We start from the raw sequence: 22,031 nt of genomic DNA on the forward strand, positions 1-22,031 counted from the left end.
AGATTTCTTTCAACACCACGCGCGAGGGGTTAAACACCGAGTATTACCCGTGAAAGTTTCACGTGAAACATCGAGGAATGGTGAAACCTGCACTCGTGACCACAACAGACAATAAAAATGGCCCCTCCCACATTGGGGAGAGGCCATCAAGTTGAGAAACAGTACCCGACTATAACTGGATGCGTACCACGGTGGTGGGCTCGTCTAATAGCCCCTCCCCCACCGTAAGAATCTCGGTCTGCCTGGCACCATAACGGTTGAGTTTTTTCTTCGTTTTTGCCACTTCCTCAGCAGCTGAACGTCCCTTGAGAGCCAGCAGCTCTCCAGTGCCGCGCAGGATCGGCAGAGTAATATCAACCAGTCCCACAAGCGCAGAGACGGCGCGAGCGGTTACCACATCGGCTTCCACCGCACCCACAGCCTGTTCAGCGCGGGAACGAAACACCGTTACGTTTTCAAGTCCCAAATCTTCCACGACCTCATTGAGCCAGTTAACGCGGCGTTCCAGCGGCTCAATGAGAGTCAGTTTCAGATCGGGCCGGGCAATCGCCAGACACAACCCCGGCAAGCCCGCACCAGAGCCAACATCCACCACCGAAGCTCCCTCGGAGATAAGTTCCTGTATTACGGCGCAGTTCAACACATGACGCTCCCACAGGCGCGGCACCTCACGCGGGCCAATGAGTCCGCGCTCAATACCGCTGGTGGCCAGATGCTCTACGTAGCGCTGTGCCAGCGGCAGACGGTCACCAAAGATTTGTTCAGCGGCAACCTGGTTTTTCCCATCCAGGGGTGTGTGCTCCATTTATACCTCCGGGAGCGAAATAACAACGTGACGGGACGGACCCTCCCCCTCAGACTCACTGTAGAGTCCCTGCTCAGCCACAATATCGTGCACAATTTTGCGCTCATAGGCGCCCAGCGGGTTCATATGGTAGTCTTCCCCGCTTTCACGCACCTCTTCCACGGCCTGGCGGGCCGCATCAGCCAGCTGTTCACGGCGTTCTGCACGATACCCTGCCACATCAAGGATGAGGCGGGAACGGTTACCACTGGCGGCTAGCACCGACAGTCGCACCAGCTCCTGCAGGGCCTCAAGCACTTGCCCATTACGGCCAACCAGTTGGCGGAGTTCTTCATTGTTATCTTCGTCGTTAAGAACAGCCAGGTACGTGCGCTGGTTACGCACCTCAATATCAATATCACCATCAATATCGGCGATATCCAGCAGTTCCTCCAAGTAATCGGCAGCGATGTCGCCTTCTTCTTCAATATTTTCGAAGGTATTGGGACGTTCGGTAGGGGTTTCTTCGTAGGTTTCGTTTTCTTCAGTAACGTCAGTCATGGATCGGATGTCCTTTACGTGGTTGTGCGGTGGTGATGCGATGCGGCGGCTAATTCGATTTTGGCTTCTGTGAGCCGTCTGAAGAGCCCTTCTGCCCGCCCTTGCCTTTAGCGCGCTGCTGCTTCTGGCGCTTCTTACTCATCGGCTGCTGACGCTGGCCTGCATTGGCACGTTCACGTGCCTCTTCCAGCTCTTTCTCGTGCTGCTCTTTGGTCTTGCCGACCGGAGGCAGACCCTTAGCGGCACGGCGCTCATTGAGTTCCTTTTCAGCCTGGGAACCGGGGGTGGGGTTATTGCGGATCACCCACCACTGCTGGCCCAGTGCCCAGAAGTTTGAGACGGTCCAGTAGTACATCACACCAAGAGGGAAGTTAATGCCCGTCACCGCGAAAATAATGGGGAAAATGTACATCATCATCTGCTGCTGACGGAACATCGGAGAGTTCAGCGCTGCCTCCGACATGTTCTTCACGCTCAGCTGCTTCTGAATAAAGAACTGGGTACCACTCATGAGCAGAATCATGACGATTGCCTGAATTACAGTGGCGGTATGGTTACCGTCGCCGGGGTTCATCATGGTCGAGAAAATGGGGGCGCCGAAAATGTGGGCTTCGCTGAACTGTTTCACCAGATCGGCAGGAAGCATGAGGATGCCTTCATTCGCTGCTGCCGCCCCGGAAACCCCCATGAGCACCTGGTACAAACCGAAGAAGATAGGCATCTGGGCAATAATCGGCAGGCAGGAGGCAAACGGGTTGGTGCCGTGTTTTTTGTACAGCGCCATCTGCTCCTGTGCCATCGCCTGGCGGGACAGCTGGTCTTTCTTCCCCTTGTATTTGGCCTGAAGCTTAGCGATATCGCCCTGCATGGCGCTCATACCGCGCATCGCTTTAATCTGTTTGACGAAGAGAGGGATGGTGAGGGTACGCATAACCAGGGTCAGGCAGATAATGCACAGCACCCAGGTCAGACCTGAGGACGGATCCATACCAATGGCGGTAAAGAGGGAATGGAAAACCCACAAAACCGCCGACACTGCCCATTTAAAGGGCCAAAGAATAAGGTCAAAAATATTTGGCACGAGAGTTTTTCTCCTTTTGACTCGGCTAAGTCAGCGAAGGCCCTAGTCAGCCTTGTTAGGGGCTGGTGGGCGGATGGTTCAGAAGTACAATTTTAGGTTCTTCACCCGGGGTGAAAACGCGTTTTCCGGGTGGTACAGGGTCGATTCCGCCGGTCGCCCACGGGGTGCAGCGTAGAATGCGCCGCACCGTCAGGGAAAGCCCACCAATGGCCCCGTGGGTGGTGAAAGCTTCCAGCCCGTAGGCGGAACAGGTTGGGTAGTACCTGCACACGTCCCCGTAGAGCGGGGAGATTACTTTACGGTACGCCTTAATAAGCCCAATAAAAATATTTTGGGGCAGCGTGTACAGAGCGTGCAGCACAGAGACAGGCCGCACGAACTCGTGGGGTGCGGCATGTAGAAGAGCATCCGGGTCGCTGTGTGCGTGGTGCGTGGCGCTGCTGTGCTGGTGGAACCGTTCGTCGCGGCGGTTTTTACTCATGGCTTTGTCCCGCCCCGCGTGGTTTATGTTCTCCCGCTAGTTTCGTCAGCGCCGCTGTGAGCGCCTGCGTGTAGTCATGGTGCAGCTGCTGGTAGGTGGCGTTTTTGGATGCGGGTAGTGCCCGCACGGCAATGTAGTAGCCGTGCGGGTGGGTTTTCACGGTATCGGAAGCTGCTTCACGCAGACGACGTTTAACGCGGTTGCGGACGACGGCATTTCCCACGGCTTTTGAAACGATAAAACCTATGCGGGTTGTTTCTCCGTTTTGTTTTGCCGCAGATAGAACAATGTTCCGACGCCCTGAGCGGACACCGGAACGGATTGTCTGCGAGAATTGGACGCCCGTGCGCATCCGGTGCTGTAAGGGCAGCACGTGATTCCCTTCGTTGTGGCAATCGCCCGCTAACGCTGGTGTGCGGTAGCGGGCGATTATGTGGTTCGTTAGGCCGAAAGCTTTGCGCGGCCTTTGGAACGACGGCTCGCCAGGATGGCGCGACCAGCGCGGGTGCGCATACGCAGACGGAAGCCGTGTTTTTTGGCGCGGCGGCGGTTATTCGGCTGGAAAGTACGTTTGCTCATACTTTTCTCCTTGTTCTGGTGCGGGATAACCCAACATCTTGCAGGCGGGTTTCCCTAAGATTTTTGTGTACAGGGGTACCCTGACTCTTCGGGGTAGGCGGTACACATACAACAGAACAACTTTAGAAGAGCTGGCGGTGTCGGTCAAGTTAATGCGGGCGTGCCTCCGGTGCGGGTGTGCATGATGCGCGCTCTGTGTATACAGTGGATAGAGGGCATCCACAGAATGTGATTTTTCAACAACCCGCACGGGTTGTGGATTTTTTCCACAGCTTTCGTATACACCGGTTTTCTCCTGTATTTTCAGGGTTTATTCCGGTTCGATATATTTTTTCCACATATAAAACCACTGATTCTACACAGGTTTTCCACACTGTGGATAACGCCTGTGGATATTGGTGTTAATCTGTGTATAGTGTGGGTAAAGTCTTAATCACCGATCGGAAGGAACCACCTGTGGGCGAAACAAATAATGATATGGTGCAGCGGTGGGCTCATGTGGTGAGTCTGCTTCAATCCGATCATCAGGTGGGGAACCGGTTACGCGGTTTCGTACATTTAGCTCATCCGCAGGCATTGGTGGGGAACGTACTCCTTATTGCGGTGCCGAACGAATACACACGGGACACATTCCAGTCGAAGCTGAAAGAGCCTTTGAAACGAGCGCTACACACCGCTTACGGGCCCGAAATTTCTGAAGCTTTTCTGATTGATGAGTCACTCTCAGCTACCGCGGAAACATCCCCTGAAGAGGCACCTTCAACTGTTGTTGGTGCCCCGCCCGCGTACCCTCTTCCAACTGTTTCCAGTTCGTCCGAACATAGCGAACATACTTCCGGTTCTGCCTCCCCATCCCACGGGGCAGCAGAGTACGGTATACCATCGTATGATTCTGTTTCCGGTGCTGCGCCGCGACATGCTCAGGTGCCCGCCCCCTCTGGACAGCATGTGCACACTTATGAGGCACGCCCCTATAAAGCCCCCGAACCGGGCGGTTTTGCAGAGGTCTCCACCACTCCCCCACTGCACGAGGTAGAGGCGGAACGGGTGGGCTCAACCGATACGGCTTCTCATCACACCGCTAACTCGTACGTCGCAGCACCTGAGACGCCCGCTGCTGTACCAAATGCTGGCGGCGGTATTTTTCCGGACCAGTTACCGGCAGATCAGGCTATGCCGGATCCCTCAGCGCCTCCCGCGGCCGGTTGGGAAAGCTCAGCGCGGCTCAACCAGAATTACACTTTTGATACGTTCGTGATTGGTCAGTCAAATCGTTTCGCGCATGCGGCTGCGTTTGCCGTCTCGGAGTCCCCAGCGAACGCCTATAACCCGTTGTTTATTTACGGGGATTCGGGACTGGGTAAAACCCACCTCCTACACGCGATCGGGCACTATGCTAAACACTTATACCCGTCACTGCGGGTGCGGTACGTAAATTCTGAGGAGTTCACGAACGATTTCATTAACTCGATTCGTGACGATGAGGGTTCCTCTTTCAAACAGATTTACCGCAATGTCGATATGCTCCTAATCGACGATATCCAGTTTTTGGCGGGTAAAGAGCATACGCAGGAAGAGTTCTTCCATACTTTCAACGCCCTGCATAATCACCAAAAGCAGGTTGTGATTACTTCTGATTTGCCACCAAAACAGCTCACCGGGTTCGCCGAGCGGATGCGTTCACGCTTCGAGTGGGGCCTGATTACTGATGTGCAGCCTCCCGAGTTGGAGACTCGTATCGCTATTTTGCGTAAGAAGGCACAGAGCGAATCGCTCAACGTTCCCGACGATGTGATGGAGTATATTGCATCGCATATTACGGCGAATATTCGCGAGCTGGAAGGCGCGCTCATTCGTGTAACGGCGTTCGCCTCGCTCAATAAGCAGCAGGTGGACTTATCGCTTGCTGAGGTGGTGCTCAAAGACCTGATTACGGATGCTGGGGGTGCCGAAATTACTGCGGCGCAGGTTCTGGCGACCACGGCGGCGTATTTTGATGTGTCGATTGATGATTTACGCTCAAAGTCACGCACCCGTACGCTCACGAATGCCCGGCAGATCGCCATGTATCTGCTGCGTGAGCTGACGGATATGTCTCTGCCACGGATTGGGCAGGAGCTGGGCGGGCGCGACCACACGACGGTCATGCATGCGGTGCGGAAGGTCAGTGCACAAATGCCGGAGCGGCACGTGACGTTTAATCAGGTGACGGAGCTGACGAACAAAATCAAACAGGATCAGCGGCAGAACCGGTAAAAACAGGGATTTTCGCCTGTGGATAGGGTGTGTTTTAAACACCGCTGCACTGTGGATATTAAGTGAATGATTATTCCGTGGGTGTGGAAGACCCGGAATGTATAAATATCCATGCACAATGCATCCTCAGTGTGGCACCGATTCATCCACGTTTCATCCACAGAGAATTTCCTTGGATTTTCGCGGATTTCTAGGTTTTTCCACGATTTCCACAAGCGTTATTAACACTACTGTACTTTAAGAAAAATCCTCTTCACACAACATGATGTTCCCGTTCATCACGCACACTGCCCAACGGATGTGACTCGAAAAACGGGTCACTGCATTCTGAGGACTTTCTGCCGACATACAAAAGATGTAATTACAAAAAATCCTTGAGTCTTCTACCTTCTTCCGCAGTTCCCGATGCACCTCATCTGAGCTTGTAATTACATCTTTTCCGGTAGGATGGAAGAGGTGCCCTTATCGGGAACCACCGCACTTGTTTAGGACTTTCTTCAGCTACTTCTGAAAGGCGCCTCATGAAATTCACCATCGACCGCGATGTATTGGCCGAGGCCGTAGGCTGGACCGCACGTTCACTACCGGCACGGCCCACCTCCCCAGTACTCAGTGGGCTACTGATTACTGCAGAAAACGGTGAGGTAGCTATCGCGGGATTTGATCATGAAATCAGCGCCCGTCAGGTAGTTGAAGCGGATATTGAGCAGGACGGCACCTGCCTAGTGCCCGGTAAGATGCTCGCCGACATCTGCCGTTCTCTCCCCAGCGCACCGGTTGAGTTCGCCGCATCTGACTCCAAGGTGTTTATTTCATGCCGTTCAGCAAAGTTCCAGTTGGCTGCTATGCCGCTGGTTGACTACCCAGAACTGCCGGAGCTGCCGGAGGTCTCGGGTACCGTTGACGGTACTGAGTTCGCGCGGGCGGTTTCCCAGGTTCTGGTGGCCGCGTCAAAAGATGAAACTCTGCCGATCCTTACCGGAATTAGGCTGGAGGTTCAGGGCGACACTATGACCCTGTTGGCCACCGACAGGTACCGTCTGGCGATGCGTGAACTCACCTGGTCGCCCACCAACCCGGAGATCTCAGCACAGGTACTCATCAAATCCAAAACACTTGCCGAAGTAGGCCGTACTTTGGCTGGTTCAGGTGAACTATCGATTGCCCTACCAGATGCACATGAGCTTATCGGCTTTGAGGCTGCTTCACGCCGCACCACGAGTGTGCTCATGGATGGGGATTACCCAAATATTCGTGCCCTATTCCCGGAAGAAACACAGATTCACGCTGTTATTCGCACCTCTGACCTAGCTGAGGCTGCCCGCCGTATTTCTCTGGTGGCCGAGCGTAACACTCCCCTGCGGCTGGCTTTTAGCGAGACGGGTGAGGTTGTGATTGATGCAGGCCGCGGTGACGAGGCTCAGGGCTCTGAGACGCTGCAGGCACATCTTTCGGGGCAGGAAGTGACTGTTGCATACAACCCAGCTTATCTTTCGGAGGGGCTGGGGGCATTCACTACGGAGTTTGTGCGGTTCTCATTTACCGAACCCACTCGCCCGGCTGTGCTTTCGGGACAGGACGAGATTCTGGGCGATGACAGTACCGAATACCGGTACCTGCTCATGCCGGTACGGCTGCCCGCCGACTAGTAGTGAGCATCGGGCACTATAGCGGTGTGCCACTGTGACCGTGTGAGGGGGTAGAGATGTTTATCGACCACGTTTCGTTACTCGATTACCGCACCTACCCCCTGCTGGGTCTGCCGCTGTCATCCGGGGTGACGGTATTTTTGGGGCCAAATGGTGTTGGTAAGACCAATATTGTGGAGGCCATTGATTACACCGCGAATTTGTCCTCTCACCGGGTGAGTAATGATGCTCCGCTGGTGCGCGTGGGTGCTTCACGGGCCTATATTCGCACCCGCACTGTGCGTGGATCGCAGCAGACCGTCACAGAGTTTGAGGTGGCTCCAGGGCACAGCAATAGGGTGCGGATTAATCGTGCGGCCCCGGTGCGTGCCCGTGAAGCGCTGGGTATTGCCCGTACGGTACTGTTTTCACCCGAAGATTTACAGTTGGTGAGGGGAGAACCAGCGGCTCGCCGTCGGTTCGTGGATGATCTGGCGGTATCGCTGCGGCCCGCTGTTGCCGGGTACCGGAGCGAATACGAACGTATTCTGCGGCAGCGGAATTCTCTGCTGAAGTCAATGCAGCGCCGTCGTACAGGTGCCGCCAGCGCCGATGAGAACGCAATGAGCACCCTCGCAGTGTGGAATGAACAACTTGCTGAAGTTGGTTCTCAGCTTTTAGCTGCTCGTTTCCGGGTGTTGTGTGTCCTGCTCCCCCAGCTTAAACGTGCCTATGCAGGGCTCACCGATGGTTCTAAAGACGTCTCATTGACCTACGAGTCCACTGTTTTCCCGCCTGTGACTGAGCGGGGTCTGGAACATGCTGCACGTATGCGCCCTGAGGAGTTTAAAGTGGCGATTCTGCGCTGCTTTGAGGAGCGCCGCAGCGAAGAAATTGAGCGGGGAATTACTCTGGTGGGGCCGCATCGGGAAGATATAACCCTACTGTTAGGGGGCCTAGCTGTTAAACAGTTCGCCTCACATGGGGAAAGTTGGTCGTTTGCCTTAGCCATGCGGTTGGCATCATGGTTTGTGCATTTGGAGGATGACCCGTCGCCAGGCTCTTCGCCGATACTTATCCTTGACGATGTGTTTGCTGAGTTGGATGCGGCACGCAGGCACCGGTTAGGGGCTTTGGTGCGTGAAGCGGAGCAGGTACTTATTACCTGCGCAGTACTCAGTGACATTCCCGAAGAACTTGGTGCATACCGTATCGTCACTGTCTCACCCGGTGCGGCAGGATATGCGGGTGAGCAGAATCTGTCGGATGGGAAAACCCATGAATAAGGAACACCCCCGACTCATTCTCTGGGAAAAACAACCCTTTGACAGTGATAAAACAGATGTTTCACGTGAAACATCGGAAGTTTACGGTGAATACTATGTGGATGAGGTCGATGCCCCCGCTGCGTTACTAGAGAGGATGCGCGCGGCTGCCAGTGCCCGTGGTGAAGGGCGACTTAATGCCTATTCCGCTAAGAAAATTATGCGTGAGTTTGGTACTGCCATGAGTGCCGAGCCGGGCCAACGCAAGAAGTCTCAGCGTGCTCAGGGGTGGGATCCGCGAGTCATGGGCGGTTACACAGGACCGGGTGAGAGTACCCGAGATCCTAAACCCCTGGGGGGTATTGTTGGGCAGTTGATTTGCTCACGCGGGTGGAAAGAACCCGTTGCGGTTTCCAGTGTGCTTGCACGATGGGACGATTTGATGGGGCCCGAAGTCTCGGCTCACGCACAGCCGGTTCGGTTTGAGAACTCTATAGTGGAGGTGCGCTGCGACTCAACTGCGTGGGCAACCCAGCTGCGTCTGATGCAGAGGCAGATTGTGCAGATGTTTGACCGTGAACTGGGTGCCGGTGTCGTTAGCTCAGTGCGTATTTTTGGCCCCAATAACGGGCGATGGAGCTCGCGTGGGCCGAAACGAGCGCCGGGTGGTCGCGGGGTGCGCGATACTTATGGGTAGCAGGCCGACAGAGAATGAGCTGACAAGCATTTTTGCCCGATAACCGCCTCGGGCCTATGGTGGGTATCCCCTCACTAGGGTTGGGGGTGTGAAGCCCTCGCGGCACCTTAGAAGGCCGTAGAGCGGAAAATACTCCCTGAAAACGACGGAATAATCTCCGTGATGGCGAATATTTCGGTAGAATATTAAAGAATATGTGCCGTCCGCACCCCAACGGATGCGGAACCCGCGACAAGCAGCACGGCTCATACCAATTCAATCCGAGGAGTTTCGCACCAGTGGCAACTGAACAACCCCATGAGTACGGCGCGTCCGACATTACAGTCCTTGAAGGGCTAGAAGCGGTACGTAAACGCCCCGGTATGTATATTGGTTCCACCACTGAGCGTGGCCTGCACCATCTGGTGTACGAGGTGGTCGATAACTCTGTCGATGAGGCCCTTGCGGGGTATGCCAGCCGCATTGAGGTAACCATCCAGGCAGACGGTGCGGTACGTGTTAAAGACGACGGCCGCGGCATTCCGGTGGATGAGCATCCCACCGAACATAAATCCACCGTTGAGGTGGTTATGACCGTGCTCCACGCAGGCGGTAAATTCGGCGGCGGCGGGTACTCCGTCTCAGGTGGTCTGCACGGTGTGGGCATTTCTGTGGTGAATGCACTGTCATCCCGTGTAGTAACCGAGGTGCACCGCCAGGGTTATTCCTGGCATATTTCCTTTGCTAACGGTGGTATCCCCGACGGCCCGCTTCGTCGGGGCGATACGTCAGATATTACCGGCACTATTCAAACGTTCTACCCTGATCCCCAGATTTTCGAGACTGTAGAGTTCGATTTTGAGACCCTGCGGGCGCGGTTCCAGCAGATGGCGTTCCTTAATAAGGGGCTGACCATCACCCTCACCGATGAACGGGATCAATTTGAGGGTGACGAAGTAGCTGCCGAAGATGAAGAGAAAAAGCCTCTGCCGCTGAACCAGGTCGGCGCCAACGAAAATGGGCACCGCACCGTCACCTACCGGTACGATAATGGTCTTTTCGACTATGTGCATTTCCTGAACGCGGGGGCTAAGACCGTGGTGAACGAGGAAATTATCTCGTTCGAAGCCGAAGATACCGACCGCAATATGACCCTTGAAGTGGCAATGCAGTGGACCGGTGCCTACCGGGAGTCGGTGCACTCATACGCGAATACTATTAACACTCACGAGGGCGGCACCCATGAGGAAGGCTTCCGTGCTGCACTCACCTCCCTGGTGAACCGGTACGCCCGCGAGAATAAACTGCTGCGTGAGAAGGACGATAACCTCACCGGTGAAGACGTGCGCGAGGGTCTGACCGCCGTCATTTCAATTAAGATTTCTGAGCCGCAGTTTGAGGGTCAGACGAAGACGAAACTGGGTAACTCGGAGGCAAAGTCCTTTACTCAGCGCGAGATTAACGATCACTTAGCGGACTGGTTTGACCGTAACCCGGCAACCGCTAAGGATGTGGTGCGCCGTGCAATTACCGCAGCGCAGGCGCGTATTGCTGCACGTAAAGCGCGTGAAACCACTCGGCGTAAGGGTCTGTTGGAAACCAGCTCAATGCCCGGCAAACTCAAGGACTGCGCCTCGAAAGATCCCTCAATTTCCGAGATTTATCTGGTGGAGGGTGATTCTGCGGGTGGTTCGGCGGTGCAGGGCCGAGACCCGAATACGCAGGCGATTCTGCCTCTGCGCGGCAAAATTCTTAACGTCGAGAGGGCCCGGCTTGATCGTGCCCTGTCGAATGCCGAGATTCAGGCTATGATTACTGCTTTTGGTACGGGTATTGGCGACGAATTCACCATTGATAAGGCGCGCTACCACAAGATTGTACTCATGGCCGACGCGGACGTGGACGGCCAGCATATTACGACCCTGCTGCTGACGCTGCTGTTTCGTTTTATGCGTCCGCTGATCGAGGCGGGATATGTATATTTGGCACAGCCTCCGCTGTACCGCATTAAGTGGTCAAACGCCCCGCACGATTATGTTTTCTCGGATGCTGAACGCGATGCTGCCTTGGAACGCGGTCAGGCAAATAACCAGCGTCTGCCGAAGGAAAACGGCATTCAGCGGTATAAGGGTCTGGGCGAGATGGACTACACCGAGCTGTGGGACACTACGATGGATCCGCAGCGCCGCACCCTGCTGCAGGTGAAAATGGAAGATGCTGCAGCTGCGGATCAGATTTTCTCGGTGCTGATGGGCGAAGATGTTGAGGCTCGCCGTGAGTTCATTCAGCAGAATGCAAAGGACATCCGATTCCTCGATATTTAGCAGAAAAGAAATATTTCTAATACGGAATATTCTTGAATGGTTATATAACCGAGTGAGTCTTTGAGGAACGAGAAGGTAATGAGCGAAGAAAACCAGAGCGAAAACCCTGACGTCGATATCGAAATTGACACCAACCAAGGTGAGATCGTGGTCGATAACCCGCACGGAAATATCGAACAGATTGACCTGCAGACCGAGATGCAGCGCTCCTATCTGGACTATGCAATGGCGGTCATTATCGGCCGTGCACTACCGGATGTGCGAGACGGCCTGAAGCCCGTGCACCGCCGTGTTATCTACGGCATGTACGATGGCGGTTACCGCCCCGACCGTTCCTTCAATAAGTGCGCGCGCATCGTCGGTGATGTGATGGGTCAGTTCCACCCGCACGGCGATAGTGCTATCTATGACGCACTGGTGCGTCTGATCCAGGGGTGGACAATGCGTTACCCCCTCGCACTTGGGCAGGGCAACTTTGGCTCTCCCGGTAATGATGGGGCTGCTGCGCCGCGTTATACCGAGACGAAGATGGCCCCTATCGCCATGGAAATGGTGCGGGACATTAACGAAGACACCGTAGATTTTCAGCCGAACTACGACGGTAAATCTATGGAACCAACTGTGCTGCCCGCACGTATTCCCAACCTGCTGGTCAACGGTTCTTCGGGTATTGCGGTGGGTATGGCCACCAATATTCCCCCGCATAACCTCACCGAAGTTGCTGAGGGTGTGAAATGGTTCCTGAAGAACCCGCAGGCCACGAACGAGGAACTGCTGGATGCGCTGATTGAGCGTGTCAAAGGCCCTGATTTCCCCACGGGTGCCACAATCTTGGGTACGAAGGGAATTGAGGATGCCTACCGCACCGGACGCGGCTCCATTACAATGCGCGCCGTGGTGAATGTTGAAGAGATTCACGGCCGTACCTGCCTGGTGGTGACCGAACTGCCGTACCAGGCGAACCCGGATAACCTGGCTATTAAGATTGCCGACCTGATTAAGGAAGGCAAAATCACCGGCATCTCGGATTTGCGGGATGAGACCTCGGGCCGTACCGGTCAGCGCCTTGTGATTGTGCTTAAGCGCGATGCTGTGGCTAAAGTGGTGCTGAATAACCTGTATAAGCACACTCAGCTGCAGGAGAATTTCTCGGCCAATATGTTGGCTATCGTGGATGGGGTTCCGCGTACCCTGTCGCTGGATGCGTTCGTGCGCCACTGGGTAAACCACCAGATGGACGTGATTGTGCGCCGCACCCGCTACCGTCTGCGTCAGGCGGAGGAAGAGGCACATATTCTGCGTGGGCTGCTCAAGGCCCTGGACGCCTTGGATGAGGTCATTGCCCTTATCCGCCGCTCTCCCACCGCTGATGATGCGCGCACGGGCTTAATGGAGCTGCTGGATATTGATGAGGCGCAGGCGCAGGCTATTTTGAATATGCAGCTTCGTCGTCTGGCGGCTCTGGAACGTCAGAAGATTCAGGACCGCCACGATGAGCTGATGCGTCTGATAGCCGAGTACAACGCGATTATTGCTTCTGAGGATCGTCAGCGCGAGATTATTTCCGAAGAACTGGGCGAGATTGTGAACCGGTATGGCGATGAGCGCCGCACCAAGATTCTGCGCGGTTTTGACGGAGATATGTCGATGGAGGACCTGATTCCTGAAGAGGAGATGGTGGTTACCATTACTCGCGGCGGGTATGTGAAGCGCACCCGCAGTGATCAGTACCGCAGCCAGCATCGCGGCGGTAAGGGTATTCGGGGCGCCCAGCTGCGTGGGGATGATGTGGTGGAGCATTTCTTTGTGACCACCACCCACAACTGGATTTTGTTCTTCACCAATATGGGCCGTGTGTACCGTACAAAAGCTTACGAGCTGCTGGAGGCCGGGCGTGATGCGAAAGGCCAGCATGTGGCGAACCTGTTGGCTTTCCAGCCGGGTGAGACTATTGCGAAGGTCATGGAGCTGCGTTCCTATGAGGATGCTCCGTACCTGGTGCTGGCTACTAAGGGCGGTCTGGTGAAGAAGACCCGCTTGAGTGATTACGATACGAACCGTACCGCCGGGCTGATCGCGATTAACCTGCGTGAGGGCGATGAGGTGGTTTCCGCCTTCTTGATCTCTCCCAATGAGGATATTCTGCTGGTTTCCCGCCAGGGCATGTCTTTGCGGTTTAACGCTAATGATGAGGCGCTGCGCCCAATGGGCCGTTCCACCTCGGGTGTGACCGGCATGAAGTTCCGCGATGGAGACGAGTTAATCTCGGCGAACGTGGTGACTGAAGATTCATTCGTGTTTGTCGTCACTGAGGGCGGTTATGCTAAGCGCACCAGTGTCAATGAGTATCGCGTTCAGGGCCGTAACGGTTACGGTATTAAGGTCGCTAAACTGGTTGAAGACCGCGGCGCTCTTGTCGGTGCTCTCATCGTGGATGAGGACGACGAGGTGCTGGTTGTTATGCAAGGCGGTAAAGTGGTGCGTACCGGGGTGAGCGAGGTTCCTGCTAAGGGCCGAGACACGATGGGCGTGATTTTTGCAAAGCCCGGCAAGGGCGATAGCATTATCGGCGTCGCCCGAAACCAGGATCGTCAGCTTGACGAACCAGATGAAGCGGACATGGACGCTCCCGGTGGGCAGTCCGCAGACCCTCAAGTGAATGAGAACCAGGACGGTCAGCAGGCTGTCACCGATACTGCTGAAGCACACGGAGGTAAGTAATGAGCATGAACCCACAGGGGCGGGTACAGGCCGGGCAGGGCGCGAGGCGTCAGGCCCCGGCGAGGCGTGCCGCGTCCGCTAACCGCCCCGGCGCACGGTCTGGTTCGAACCAGCGTCGCCCCAGGCGTAGCGCCCCGCCGCAACAGCAGCAGGGTCGGCGTAAACGTCAGAATCTGGTGCGTCGTACGAAGGTGCGTCGCGCTGACCTTGTCATTGCTAAGGTTGATACCTGGTCGGTGGCAAAGCTGGTGTTCTTGCTGTCCATTGCCGTTGGTATTGTGACCGTGGTGGCCTCTATGATCCTGTGGCTGTTTTTGCAGGCTACAGGCGCCTTCAATGGCTTGAACCAGCTGCTGAGCTCCTTGGGTACCGGTGGCAATAGCTCAATTGATATTGCGCAGATGGTTTCGCTGGGTCAGGTGGCGTTGGCGACGACCGTTATTGCGGTGATTAATACCGTGATTTTCACGCTGCTGGGTATGATCAGTGCGATCCTGTATAACCTGGCGGCGAAGCTGGTGGGTGGTATTACCCTCACCATGAAGGATGAGTAATCTCGGTTAAACTCCGCCACCAACAGCGAAATATGTGTGTTATAGAACACCTCATGAAGATTTGGTTATGGGGGCAAGTGTCTGTATAGTTATATTTCGTCCTAAGGGGAAAACCCCTTGGAGGCGGTGAGGGCGTATAGCTCAGGCGGTTAGAGCGCTTCGCTGATAACGAAGAGGTCCCAAGTTCAAGTCTTGGTACGCCCACTGCACGATGGGAAGGAAAAACGATGAAGAAACTACTGATTCTAATCCTCCTTTCGGGTGCTGCTTTCCTGGGATTCAAGAAGTTCCAGGGGAATCAGGTTCGTCAGGCCTGGCAGGAATCCACGGATTCTATTTAGAATTACATAGCGATTTTCCGCTGATGCGGGGGCGTGGCGCAATTGGTAGCGCATCTGCTTTGCAAGCAGAGGGTTAGGGGTTCGAGTCCCCTCGCCTCCACGTTTCGGTGATGATAGTGAAAGGGAAACGCCTGGTTCCATTCCGAACCCAGTAGCTAAGCCTTTTTGCGCCGATGGTACTGCACTTTGATGGGTGTGGGAGAGTAGGTTGTCGCCGGACTAGTTTTTACGGAGGGGTTTCAGGTTAGCCTGAAACCCCTCCTTTTTGTATTAGTGCTGGGCGGATAGGTAAAGGCTGCAGACCGGGTAGGCGCAGGGGCAAAAGATGCCTGTTTGAGGAAACCAATATGCCACGATATAAGTCTTGAAATCATCGACTGGGTACTTTCGTATTAAGGTTCATTAACCCCTATCCAGCTTTGAAAATGAACAATAGATGAACGTCCTATAAATCCCGTATTTCGCACGTCCTGACGGTGTGCTAACTCGTGAGATAAAACCACATGAAGCAATAAAAAATGGTCTGCTTCTATCATGAGAACCGAGCTTGGAAACCCCTAAAAATAGCGGTTATCCCCGTTAAACCAGTGAGACGCTTAAACTTCTGCTGTGAATCACCTATTTAAAAATGTGGTTTTATTTGTTATTCATGATTTGCTACGAACACTTTAGATTTCGCCCCATCCGTCCCATAATCATGGTGTGACTACAGAACTGATTATCCTCGTGATCGTGGTGTTGACGGCGCTGGCTTTTGACTTCACGAATGGTTTTCACGATACCGGTAACGCGATGGCTACTTCCATCGCCACGGGCGCGCTTAAACCTAAAACAGCGGTTGCCCTGTCGGCATCGTTGAACCTCGTCGGTGCTTTCCTCTCCGTCGAGGTCGCTAAAACCGTTGGTAAAGGGCTGGTAGATCTAGATCAGATAGACATCAAAAAAGACGGTTCGGCGCTTATGCTCATAGTGTTCACCGGGCTTGTGGGTGGTATCCTCTGGAACGTGCTGACCTGGCTATTGGGCTTACCGTCTAGTTCTTCGCATGCGCTGTTTGGTGGGCTGATTGGTTCGGCGCTTGCCGCTCTGGGGTTCTCAGGTGTGCAGTGGGGCGGTGTGCTCTCTAAAATCGTGATTCCGGCAGTTATGTCACCTCTGGTTGCCGCACTTGTCTCAACTGTGGGCACATGGTTGGTATACCGTATTGCCTCCCCCGTCTCGGACGAGAGGAAAACCCGTGGCTTCCGGTGGGGGCAGGTGGGAACCGCCTCCCTCATGTCGCTGGCGCACGGTACGAATGACGCCCAGAAAACTATGGGCGTGATCTTCCTGGCGCTGGTTGCCTCCGGTAGCGTGAACGATGACGACGCTATCCCCTTCTGGGTCAAGGCATCCTGTGCTATTGCCATTGCTTTGGGTACCTACCTGGGCGGCTGGCGCATTATCCGCACTCTTGGCAAGGGTATTGTCGAAGTTGACACCCCCCAGGGTGTAGCGGCAGATGGGGCATCCGCAGCCATTATTCTTACTTCTTCACACTTCGGTATGGCGCTCTCTACCACGCATGTTGCCACCGGGTCGATTCTTGGCACCGGACTAGGCCGTAAAGGTGCCGAGGTGCGCTGGGGTGTGGCCGGGCGCATGGTGGTGGCCTGGGTGATTACACTCCCCGCCGCCGCAGCAATTGGTGCCACCACCTGGATGATTGGTGCGGGGCTGAATTCCCTAACCAACACCCAGTTCGTGGGCGAACTGGTGGTTTTCGCTATCCTGGTTGTCTTCTGCCTCTGGATGTGGCGCCACTCCCAGAAGGACGCTATTGATGCTTCCAATGTGACCAACAGCTGGGATGGTGAAGCCGTAGCCGCTGCTGAGGAATCCTTGACCGCAGATGAGGCACCGATGGATGACTCCGCTAAGAACCATCAAGAAGCCCTCCCGCAGAAGGCAGGTGCATAATGTCCCTGATTGAACTTCTCGAAAAAATCATTCCTGTCATTCTTGCGGGCTTGTTCTTCGGGGCCGGTCTGCCAGCACTTTACGCCTTTGGGATGCGCCTTTTGTCTGGGACGACCGAGTACACGGCTGATGGGCAGCTGATCGAAATTGAGCCGCCATCAACGGCTTCACGGATGGCTGCCACCGTAGTATTTGCTATTATCGTAGGAATCGTGTTTATCGGTATCCTCTGGGTCGCCAAAGATTTCATCTACCACACCTTCGGCTGGAATGTTTTCGGTGTAACCGGTGGAGGGCACTAGAATTATTAAGACAGCTCATAACCTATGAATGTGTGAAGGAGGTGTTAGATGCCCGATAAAAACATCATATCCCGCGTAGTCGACTGGCTTAGCGTCGGCTACCCTAAAGATGTGCCCGTGCAGGATCGTGCTGCCGTGATGGCTATTTTAAAGATGCGCCTAAACGATGAGCAGCTGCAGGAAGTGGTACGCCGCCTCATGCAGTCCCGTGCCGCCCGTGGTGAGGCGTACGTGAGCGACCAGCGCATTAACGAGTACATCCGGCGTGTTGTGGACCATGCGCCGACCCCGCAGGATATTGACCGAGTAGCTAAAATCCTCGGTGCGCACGGCTTCCTCATCTCCGAAACCCACGTGAACGACGACGTGGATGCTGACGGCCACCCGGAGTATGTGGCCTATGAAGACCCCACCACCGGGGAAATCAGAATTGCTGAGCTTGCGGCGGCGGGTGTTACCTTGCCGAATGAGGCGCTTGAGAATGCCGCAGAGAAGCAGGAGACCGAGAAAATCACCGAACAGGCCGGTGACTCGGCGTAGGAGCCTCAGAGAACACACGGTGGGCGGAGACATCTTAGTTTCCGCCCACCGTGTGTTAACCGGCTTGTATCGCATTATATGTAGCGGTGCACTCTTGAATGGTCTTCAGATTCTGAGTGGGCTATCACGCCCATTTCTGCCGCGCTGAAAAGCGTAGTTCTCATACAATGGAACCGTATCACCTGCGGCGATTTTTACCCTCATGCGGAGGGGATTGCCGACACTATGCACCGATTCTCACACCTAGCCTTCCGCTGGGTGCCTGACCGAAGGGAAACGGCCCGTGCCTTCCACCCCGAAAAACCGTCCACGGCGTATGAGCCGCCGCTCCCTGCTGCTGGGAGGCGGGTGTGTGGCTGCGGCCGGATTCGTTGTGTTTTTACCCGCGATTGCCTCCACCGGGGTGCTTGGTGAGGAAGCCGCAGCTACCGCATCAAACAGTAAACGTTTGGTGAAGTGGGAGCGTGAGATCCACGGGAACATTAACACCGAATACCTGGTGCTTGAAGACATCGGTCGTATCTACATTGGGGAGAGCGAAGATGAGGATTCCCAGCGTTTAGTGGCGCGTATTGGGCTGACCGATGCCGGGCAGGGCGATATATCTGCTGCTGCGGCCGCACTTGCCGCCTTAGGCGAGTATGGGCGTCCGCATCGGGTGAGTATTGTGCAGGACGAGGAAACCCCTGTTATTGACGTGTACCGGTTTGCGAGCATCACCGAGACCGAGTGGGTTAAAATTCTGCGTGCGGCACAGTCATATAAAGGCAAGTCATCCGATGCTTTAGAAGCCACCACCTCCACCGAAGAAGGGGTGGTAGTGACCGCCCGTATCACTACCGGGCCTTGGACGGAAGGCATCAAACGGTTTAAAGACCTCAAAACCGTGAAACTACCCGAGCAGGTTACCGCCCGGTACCGCCTGAACCTTAAGGACACTCCCCTGCCTTCGGGGGCAAACGCAGAGGTTCGGGTAGATGTGGTGGGTACCGAACATGTTCCATCGGTAGCAGGCGCTTTAGAAGCCGCCGCGAAACGGGGTGATTTCCGTACCCTCACCAGTTTCTCCTTCGTGTGGCTGGGTGATACGGCGCAGCAGAAGGACCGTGCATTGCGGCTAGATTTTAGACGCGATAACGATCCGAAGAACCTCGCTGCAGGATGCAGAAAATACTTGTCAAAATGGCTCTCAAAACTGCCAGCTGGTACGGAGGCGTCCGCCTACCACGGCGGTGCGAAGATAGACATTAACAGTGCACAATAGCCGTAAAACCGCATTACACCATGGAAAACGGCCTCTGCGGGGGTGCGTTTTGCATCGGTACGCGCAATAGTATATAGTTGTAGAGCACCGCGGGGGCGTGGCGCAATTGGTAGCGCATCTGCTTTGCAAGCAGAGGGTTAGGGGTTCGAGTCCCCTCGCCTCCACGTTTCGGTGATGATAGTGAAAGGGAAACGCCTGGTTCCATTCCGAACCCAGTAGCTAAGCCTTTTTGCGCCGATGGTACTGCACTTTGATGGGTGTGGGAGAGTAGGTTGTCGCCGGACTAGTTTTGTGGGAGCCTCAGACACAGCATGTGTCTGAGGCTCCTTTTTTGTGGCATAAAAATATGAGAGCACAAAAGCTGTTTCAAACATTAAAAGCCGCTTTCTAACCTGAAACCACCTACAGGGCGGTAGTCGGCCAGAAAGCGACTTTTAGCCGATACAAAAGAAAAGAACCTAGGCGCTCTTCCAGGGGTCCTCCACCGGGCGTGCCGCATTGTAAGCAGCCACCACGGCAACCCCCAGAGCCAACGCTAGGCCAAGAAGAGCCAGAACCTTACGGGGGCGGCGCTTACCGCCACGACGCTCAATCCCCTTCAGCTCCTTCTGCGCCTTACGGGCGGTTTTCGCGGCCACCTTACGTGCTTTCTTCATCGCCTTGCGATCACCGGTGAGCTTTTCTGCAAACAGCTCAGCCTTCTGCGGCACATTCAAATCATTAGCCTTCTCGGCAACAGCCATAGCTGCCACCACGGCCGCATTTTTCGCCGCTTTACGAGCCTTGCGTTTCTTGCAACAGAACATAGGTATCTCCCATAAATAGAGCCACGGGCACCCACACACAGCGAGAGCACCGCAACAAAAAGAATATTTACCTTTCAGCATAAAGAGTTTTACACCAAAAATCTTGTTTAAAACCGCCTCAACCACTAAAAAATAGGTTTTACTATACGGTTTTTCTCAACCGGCTAAATTTACTGAAGACCCACGCCGCGCGCCGTCCTAGCGCACAAGCGCGCGCCATGCCAAAATAGAGACATGACTAACGCAACCGCTAAAGCAACTATTCACACTAACTACGGTGACATCGTCGTGGACCTCTTCGGTTACGAAGCTCCACTAACTGTTGAAAACTTTATTGGTCTGGCAGATGGAACCCGCGAATGGAAACACCCGCGCACCGGTGAGCTGCAAAACGGCCCCCTGTACAAGGATGTTATCTTCCACCGCATCATTAAGGGCTTCATGATCCAAGGCGGCGACCCCCTCGGTATTGGTGTGGGCGGGCCTGGCTACCAGTTCAAAGACGAAATCCACCCCGAACTGACCTTCTCCAAGCCCTACCTGCTGGCCATGGCAAACGCAGGTCCCGGCACCAATGGTTCGCAGTTCTTTATCACCACCGACGAAACCCCCTGGCTCAACGGCCGCCACACCATCTTCGGTGAGGTCGCTGACGAAGCCTCCAAGAAGGTCGTCGACGCAATCGAGAGCGTAGAAACCGGTCCGCAGGATCGCCCCACGCAGGATGTGGTCATCTCCTCCATCGACATTCAGAAGCTCTAAAAACCTCTGAACCGAACCAGGGACCCGCTCGGGAAACCGAGGGGGGTCCCCTTCGCGTATATAAACCGCTTATCCCCTGGTGCGCCCAACGGCTTATAGGCGCCCCGAAAGGACACCCCATGAGCGAACCACCTATCAGCCACTCCCCCGGCCAACAGCAGGAACCCGTGTGCCCCCGCCACCCCGAAAGGGCCAGCTACGCGCGGTGCACCCGGTGCATGCGCCCAGCCTGCGGGCAATGCCAAATCCACCTGGAAGTCGGCATGATCTGCCCCGACTGCTACCGCGACGTTACCGGGCACTCCCGGCCGCAGCGGGCACGTACCAGCAATAACCCCAATATCACCTACACCCTCATTGGTATTAACGTGGTGGTATACCTGCTGCAGTGGATCATCCCTAACTACTGGGTCTATAACGAATTCGCGTACAAGGCCGACTGGGTCGCATACTCCCACGAATACTACCGTGCCATTACCAGCGGGTTCTTACACTCCCAAAACGACCCCAGCCACCTGCTGCTGAATATGGTCTCCCTGTATCTTTTCGGTGCCGCCATCGAAAAAATGATCGGGAACTGGCGGTACCTGCTGGTGTACCTCACCGCCATCCTAGGCGGTTCAGCAGCCGTGTGGGTGCTAGAACCACACGCCGTGGTAGTAGGCGCATCCGGTGGTATCTTCGGGCTCATGGGCGCCTACTTGACCATTATGGTTGCCCTCAAAGAACGCGATAATGTGCGCTCGGTGATGGTGCTGATTGGTGTGAACGTCATCTACGGGTTCATAATGCCCGGCATTTCGTGGCAGGCCCACCTGGGTGGTTTCATTGCCGGTGCAATAGCGACCCTGCTGTGTATCGCCCCGCAGCTTATGCGCTCACGCGGCCGCTAAACGGGGTGAACTGAGAGTACTGAATATAGCGGCTCTTCCGGGTGTTCCCGCCGTGGAGAAAATCAGCGGCGGGAGCACCCGAAAACCCTTTAAACACGCGGTGGAACCTATCTATCCACAGATGTTATCCACACTGTGAATAACTACAATGATGTAATTCCATCGGTGGTAGTACCCCATTATGGCCTGTGGATAAAAGGCTTAATCATCTCGAAATTACAGACATGTAGGGTTTTCCCCATGTTTATCCCCAC

21 protein-coding genes, 3 tRNA genes and 2 rRNA genes are annotated in these 22,031 nt (G+C 55.0%); 19 read left to right on the forward strand and 7 right to left on the reverse strand.

What is annotated here, in order from left to right:
* Nucleotides 1–169: 169 nt before the first annotated feature.
* The 6 genes from rsmG to rpmH form a co-directional block, all read right to left on the reverse strand.
* Nucleotides 170–805 carry a 16S rRNA (guanine(527)-N(7))-methyltransferase RsmG gene (gene rsmG, locus D8M41_RS09185; protein ID WP_023133404.1) on the reverse strand — a complete coding sequence of 212 codons (636 nt, stop codon included), beginning with the start codon at nt 803–805 and terminating at the stop codon, nt 170–172.
* A complete protein-coding gene (locus D8M41_RS09190) occupies nt 806–1,345 on the reverse strand; it encodes a Jag family protein (protein ID WP_006887424.1) in 540 nt (179 codons plus the stop codon).
* 49 nt (nt 1,346–1,394) lie between these two features.
* Complete coding sequence (gene yidC / locus D8M41_RS09195; protein WP_023133405.1) at nt 1,395–2,426, reverse strand: membrane protein insertase YidC; 1,032 nt, start codon at nt 2,424–2,426, stop codon at nt 1,395–1,397.
* Between the two features lie 55 nt (nt 2,427–2,481).
* Nucleotides 2,482–2,907: a membrane protein insertion efficiency factor YidD gene (yidD, locus tag D8M41_RS09200; protein WP_006887440.1), complete on the reverse strand. Its 426-nt coding sequence runs from the start codon at nt 2,905–2,907 to the stop codon at nt 2,482–2,484.
* Nucleotides 2,900–3,280, reverse strand: coding sequence for a ribonuclease P protein component (rnpA, locus tag D8M41_RS09205; protein WP_037285578.1), 381 nt, complete (start codon nt 3,278–3,280; stop codon nt 2,900–2,902). Before rnpA ends, yidD begins: the two co-directional genes overlap by 8 nt.
* Before the next feature lie 68 nt (nt 3,281–3,348).
* A complete protein-coding gene (gene rpmH, locus D8M41_RS09210) occupies nt 3,349–3,486 on the reverse strand; it encodes a 50S ribosomal protein L34 (RefSeq protein WP_006887407.1) in 138 nt (45 codons plus the stop codon).
* 456 nt (nt 3,487–3,942) lie between these two features.
* On the opposite strand from rpmH, the gene dnaA reads away from it, so the two are divergent.
* From dnaA to rrf (D8M41_RS09295), 17 genes are all read left to right on the forward strand, one after another.
* On the forward strand, nt 3,943–5,742 hold the full coding sequence (gene dnaA / locus D8M41_RS09215) for a chromosomal replication initiator protein DnaA (protein ID WP_424823507.1): 1,800 nt from the start codon (nt 3,943–3,945) through the stop codon (nt 5,740–5,742).
* Between the two features lie 521 nt (nt 5,743–6,263).
* Nucleotides 6,264–7,391, forward strand: coding sequence for a DNA polymerase III subunit beta (gene dnaN / locus D8M41_RS09220; RefSeq protein WP_006887406.1), 1,128 nt, complete (start codon nt 6,264–6,266; stop codon nt 7,389–7,391).
* 56 nt (nt 7,392–7,447) lie between these two features.
* Complete coding sequence (recF, locus tag D8M41_RS09225) at nt 7,448–8,656, forward strand: DNA replication/repair protein RecF (protein WP_126926862.1); 1,209 nt, start codon at nt 7,448–7,450, stop codon at nt 8,654–8,656.
* Nucleotides 8,649–9,332 carry a DUF721 domain-containing protein gene (locus D8M41_RS09230; protein ID WP_126926863.1) on the forward strand — a complete coding sequence of 228 codons (684 nt, stop codon included), beginning with the start codon at nt 8,649–8,651 and terminating at the stop codon, nt 9,330–9,332. The genes recF and D8M41_RS09230 overlap by 8 nt, the downstream gene beginning before the upstream one ends.
* A gap of 278 nt (nt 9,333–9,610) precedes the next feature.
* Entirely contained in the window at nt 9,611–11,635 is a 2,025-nt protein-coding gene (gene gyrB, locus D8M41_RS09235; RefSeq protein WP_006887411.1) for a DNA topoisomerase (ATP-hydrolyzing) subunit B, read from the forward strand.
* A 78-nt stretch (nt 11,636–11,713) separates the two neighbouring features.
* Nucleotides 11,714–14,356, forward strand: a complete 2,643-nt coding sequence (gyrA, locus tag D8M41_RS09240) for a DNA gyrase subunit A (protein ID WP_126926864.1) — start codon at nt 11,714–11,716, stop codon at nt 14,354–14,356.
* Entirely contained in the window at nt 14,356–14,910 is a 555-nt protein-coding gene (locus tag D8M41_RS09245; protein WP_126926865.1) for a DUF3566 domain-containing protein, read from the forward strand. The genes gyrA and D8M41_RS09245 overlap by 1 nt, the downstream gene beginning before the upstream one ends.
* Before the next feature lie 130 nt (nt 14,911–15,040).
* A tRNA-Ile gene (locus tag D8M41_RS09250) sits at nt 15,041–15,114 on the forward strand.
* Nucleotides 15,115–15,137: 23 nt separating this feature from the next.
* On the forward strand, nt 15,138–15,251 hold the full coding sequence (locus tag D8M41_RS09255) for an SE2200 family small protein (protein WP_126926866.1): 114 nt from the start codon (nt 15,138–15,140) through the stop codon (nt 15,249–15,251).
* A 27-nt stretch (nt 15,252–15,278) separates the two neighbouring features.
* Nucleotides 15,279–15,351: transfer RNA gene (locus D8M41_RS09260), tRNA-Ala, on the forward strand.
* 3 nt (nt 15,352–15,354) lie between these two features.
* Nucleotides 15,355–15,471 (forward strand): 5S ribosomal RNA (gene rrf / locus D8M41_RS09265).
* A gap of 482 nt (nt 15,472–15,953) precedes the next feature.
* Complete coding sequence (locus D8M41_RS09270; RefSeq protein ID WP_006887402.1) at nt 15,954–17,210, forward strand: inorganic phosphate transporter; 1,257 nt, start codon at nt 15,954–15,956, stop codon at nt 17,208–17,210.
* Nucleotides 17,210–17,512: a hypothetical protein gene (locus tag D8M41_RS09275; protein WP_006887400.1), complete on the forward strand. Its 303-nt coding sequence runs from the start codon at nt 17,210–17,212 to the stop codon at nt 17,510–17,512. The genes D8M41_RS09270 and D8M41_RS09275 overlap by 1 nt, the downstream gene beginning before the upstream one ends.
* 48 nt (nt 17,513–17,560) lie before the next feature.
* Nucleotides 17,561–18,052, forward strand: coding sequence for a DUF3349 domain-containing protein (locus tag D8M41_RS09280; protein WP_006887399.1), 492 nt, complete (start codon nt 17,561–17,563; stop codon nt 18,050–18,052).
* A gap of 283 nt (nt 18,053–18,335) precedes the next feature.
* The gene (locus D8M41_RS09285; RefSeq protein WP_126926867.1) at nt 18,336–19,316 is read left to right on the forward strand and encodes a hypothetical protein; all 981 of its coding nucleotides are present in this window, start codon (nt 18,336–18,338) and stop codon (nt 19,314–19,316) included.
* A 91-nt stretch (nt 19,317–19,407) separates the two neighbouring features.
* Nucleotides 19,408–19,480: transfer RNA gene (locus tag D8M41_RS09290), tRNA-Ala, on the forward strand.
* A 3-nt stretch (nt 19,481–19,483) separates the two neighbouring features.
* Nucleotides 19,484–19,600 (forward strand): 5S ribosomal RNA (gene rrf, locus D8M41_RS09295).
* A gap of 174 nt (nt 19,601–19,774) precedes the next feature.
* On the opposite strand, the gene D8M41_RS09300 is transcribed toward rrf (D8M41_RS09295), so the two are convergent.
* Nucleotides 19,775–20,122 (reverse strand): hypothetical protein, encoded by a 348-nt coding sequence (locus D8M41_RS09300; protein ID WP_037237194.1) that lies wholly within the window; start codon nt 20,120–20,122, stop codon nt 19,775–19,777.
* Nucleotides 20,123–20,356: 234 nt separating this feature from the next.
* Between D8M41_RS09300 and D8M41_RS09305 the strand changes: the two genes are divergently transcribed.
* A complete protein-coding gene (locus tag D8M41_RS09305) occupies nt 20,357–20,884 on the forward strand; it encodes a peptidylprolyl isomerase (RefSeq protein WP_006888592.1) in 528 nt (175 codons plus the stop codon).
* Nucleotides 20,885–21,003: 119 nt separating this feature from the next.
* Nucleotides 21,004–21,777 carry a rhomboid family intramembrane serine protease gene (locus D8M41_RS09310; protein ID WP_126926868.1) on the forward strand — a complete coding sequence of 258 codons (774 nt, stop codon included), beginning with the start codon at nt 21,004–21,006 and terminating at the stop codon, nt 21,775–21,777.
* Nucleotides 21,778–22,031 lie beyond the last annotated feature (254 nt).

The organism is Rothia sp. HSID18069, assembly GCF_003989155.1.
Classification (GTDB): domain Bacteria; phylum Actinomycetota; class Actinomycetes; order Actinomycetales; family Micrococcaceae; genus Rothia; species Rothia aeria.

Excerpts from the sequence above, each read along its gene's own strand:
- D8M41_RS09305 (WP_006888592.1), top strand. The coding sequence starts at position 20,357 with ATGACTAACGCAACCGCTAAAGCAACTATTCACACTAACTACGGTGAC.
- D8M41_RS09300 (WP_037237194.1), bottom strand. The coding sequence starts at position 20,122 with ATGTTCTGTTGCAAGAAACGCAAGGCTCGTAAAGCGGCGAAAAATGCG.
- D8M41_RS09310 (WP_126926868.1), top strand. The coding sequence starts at position 21,004 with ATGAGCGAACCACCTATCAGCCACTCCCCCGGCCAACAGCAGGAACCC.
- D8M41_RS09230 (WP_126926863.1), top strand. The coding sequence starts at position 8,649 with ATGAATAAGGAACACCCCCGACTCATTCTCTGGGAAAAACAACCCTTT.
- D8M41_RS09280 (WP_006887399.1), top strand. The coding sequence starts at position 17,561 with ATGCCCGATAAAAACATCATATCCCGCGTAGTCGACTGGCTTAGCGTC.
- rsmG (WP_023133404.1), bottom strand. The coding sequence starts at position 805 with ATGGAGCACACACCCCTGGATGGGAAAAACCAGGTTGCCGCTGAACAA.
- D8M41_RS09275 (WP_006887400.1), top strand. The coding sequence starts at position 17,210 with ATGTCCCTGATTGAACTTCTCGAAAAAATCATTCCTGTCATTCTTGCG.
- D8M41_RS09190 (WP_006887424.1), bottom strand. The coding sequence starts at position 1,345 with ATGACTGACGTTACTGAAGAAAACGAAACCTACGAAGAAACCCCTACC.
- dnaN (WP_006887406.1), top strand. The coding sequence starts at position 6,264 with ATGAAATTCACCATCGACCGCGATGTATTGGCCGAGGCCGTAGGCTGG.
- D8M41_RS09245 (WP_126926865.1), top strand. The coding sequence starts at position 14,356 with ATGAGCATGAACCCACAGGGGCGGGTACAGGCCGGGCAGGGCGCGAGG.
- recF (WP_126926862.1), top strand. The coding sequence starts at position 7,448 with ATGTTTATCGACCACGTTTCGTTACTCGATTACCGCACCTACCCCCTG.
- rpmH (WP_006887407.1), bottom strand. The coding sequence starts at position 3,486 with ATGAGCAAACGTACTTTCCAGCCGAATAACCGCCGCCGCGCCAAAAAA.
- gyrA (WP_126926864.1), top strand. The coding sequence starts at position 11,714 with ATGAGCGAAGAAAACCAGAGCGAAAACCCTGACGTCGATATCGAAATT.
- yidD (WP_006887440.1), bottom strand. The coding sequence starts at position 2,907 with ATGAGTAAAAACCGCCGCGACGAACGGTTCCACCAGCACAGCAGCGCC.
- D8M41_RS09255 (WP_126926866.1), top strand. The coding sequence starts at position 15,138 with ATGAAGAAACTACTGATTCTAATCCTCCTTTCGGGTGCTGCTTTCCTG.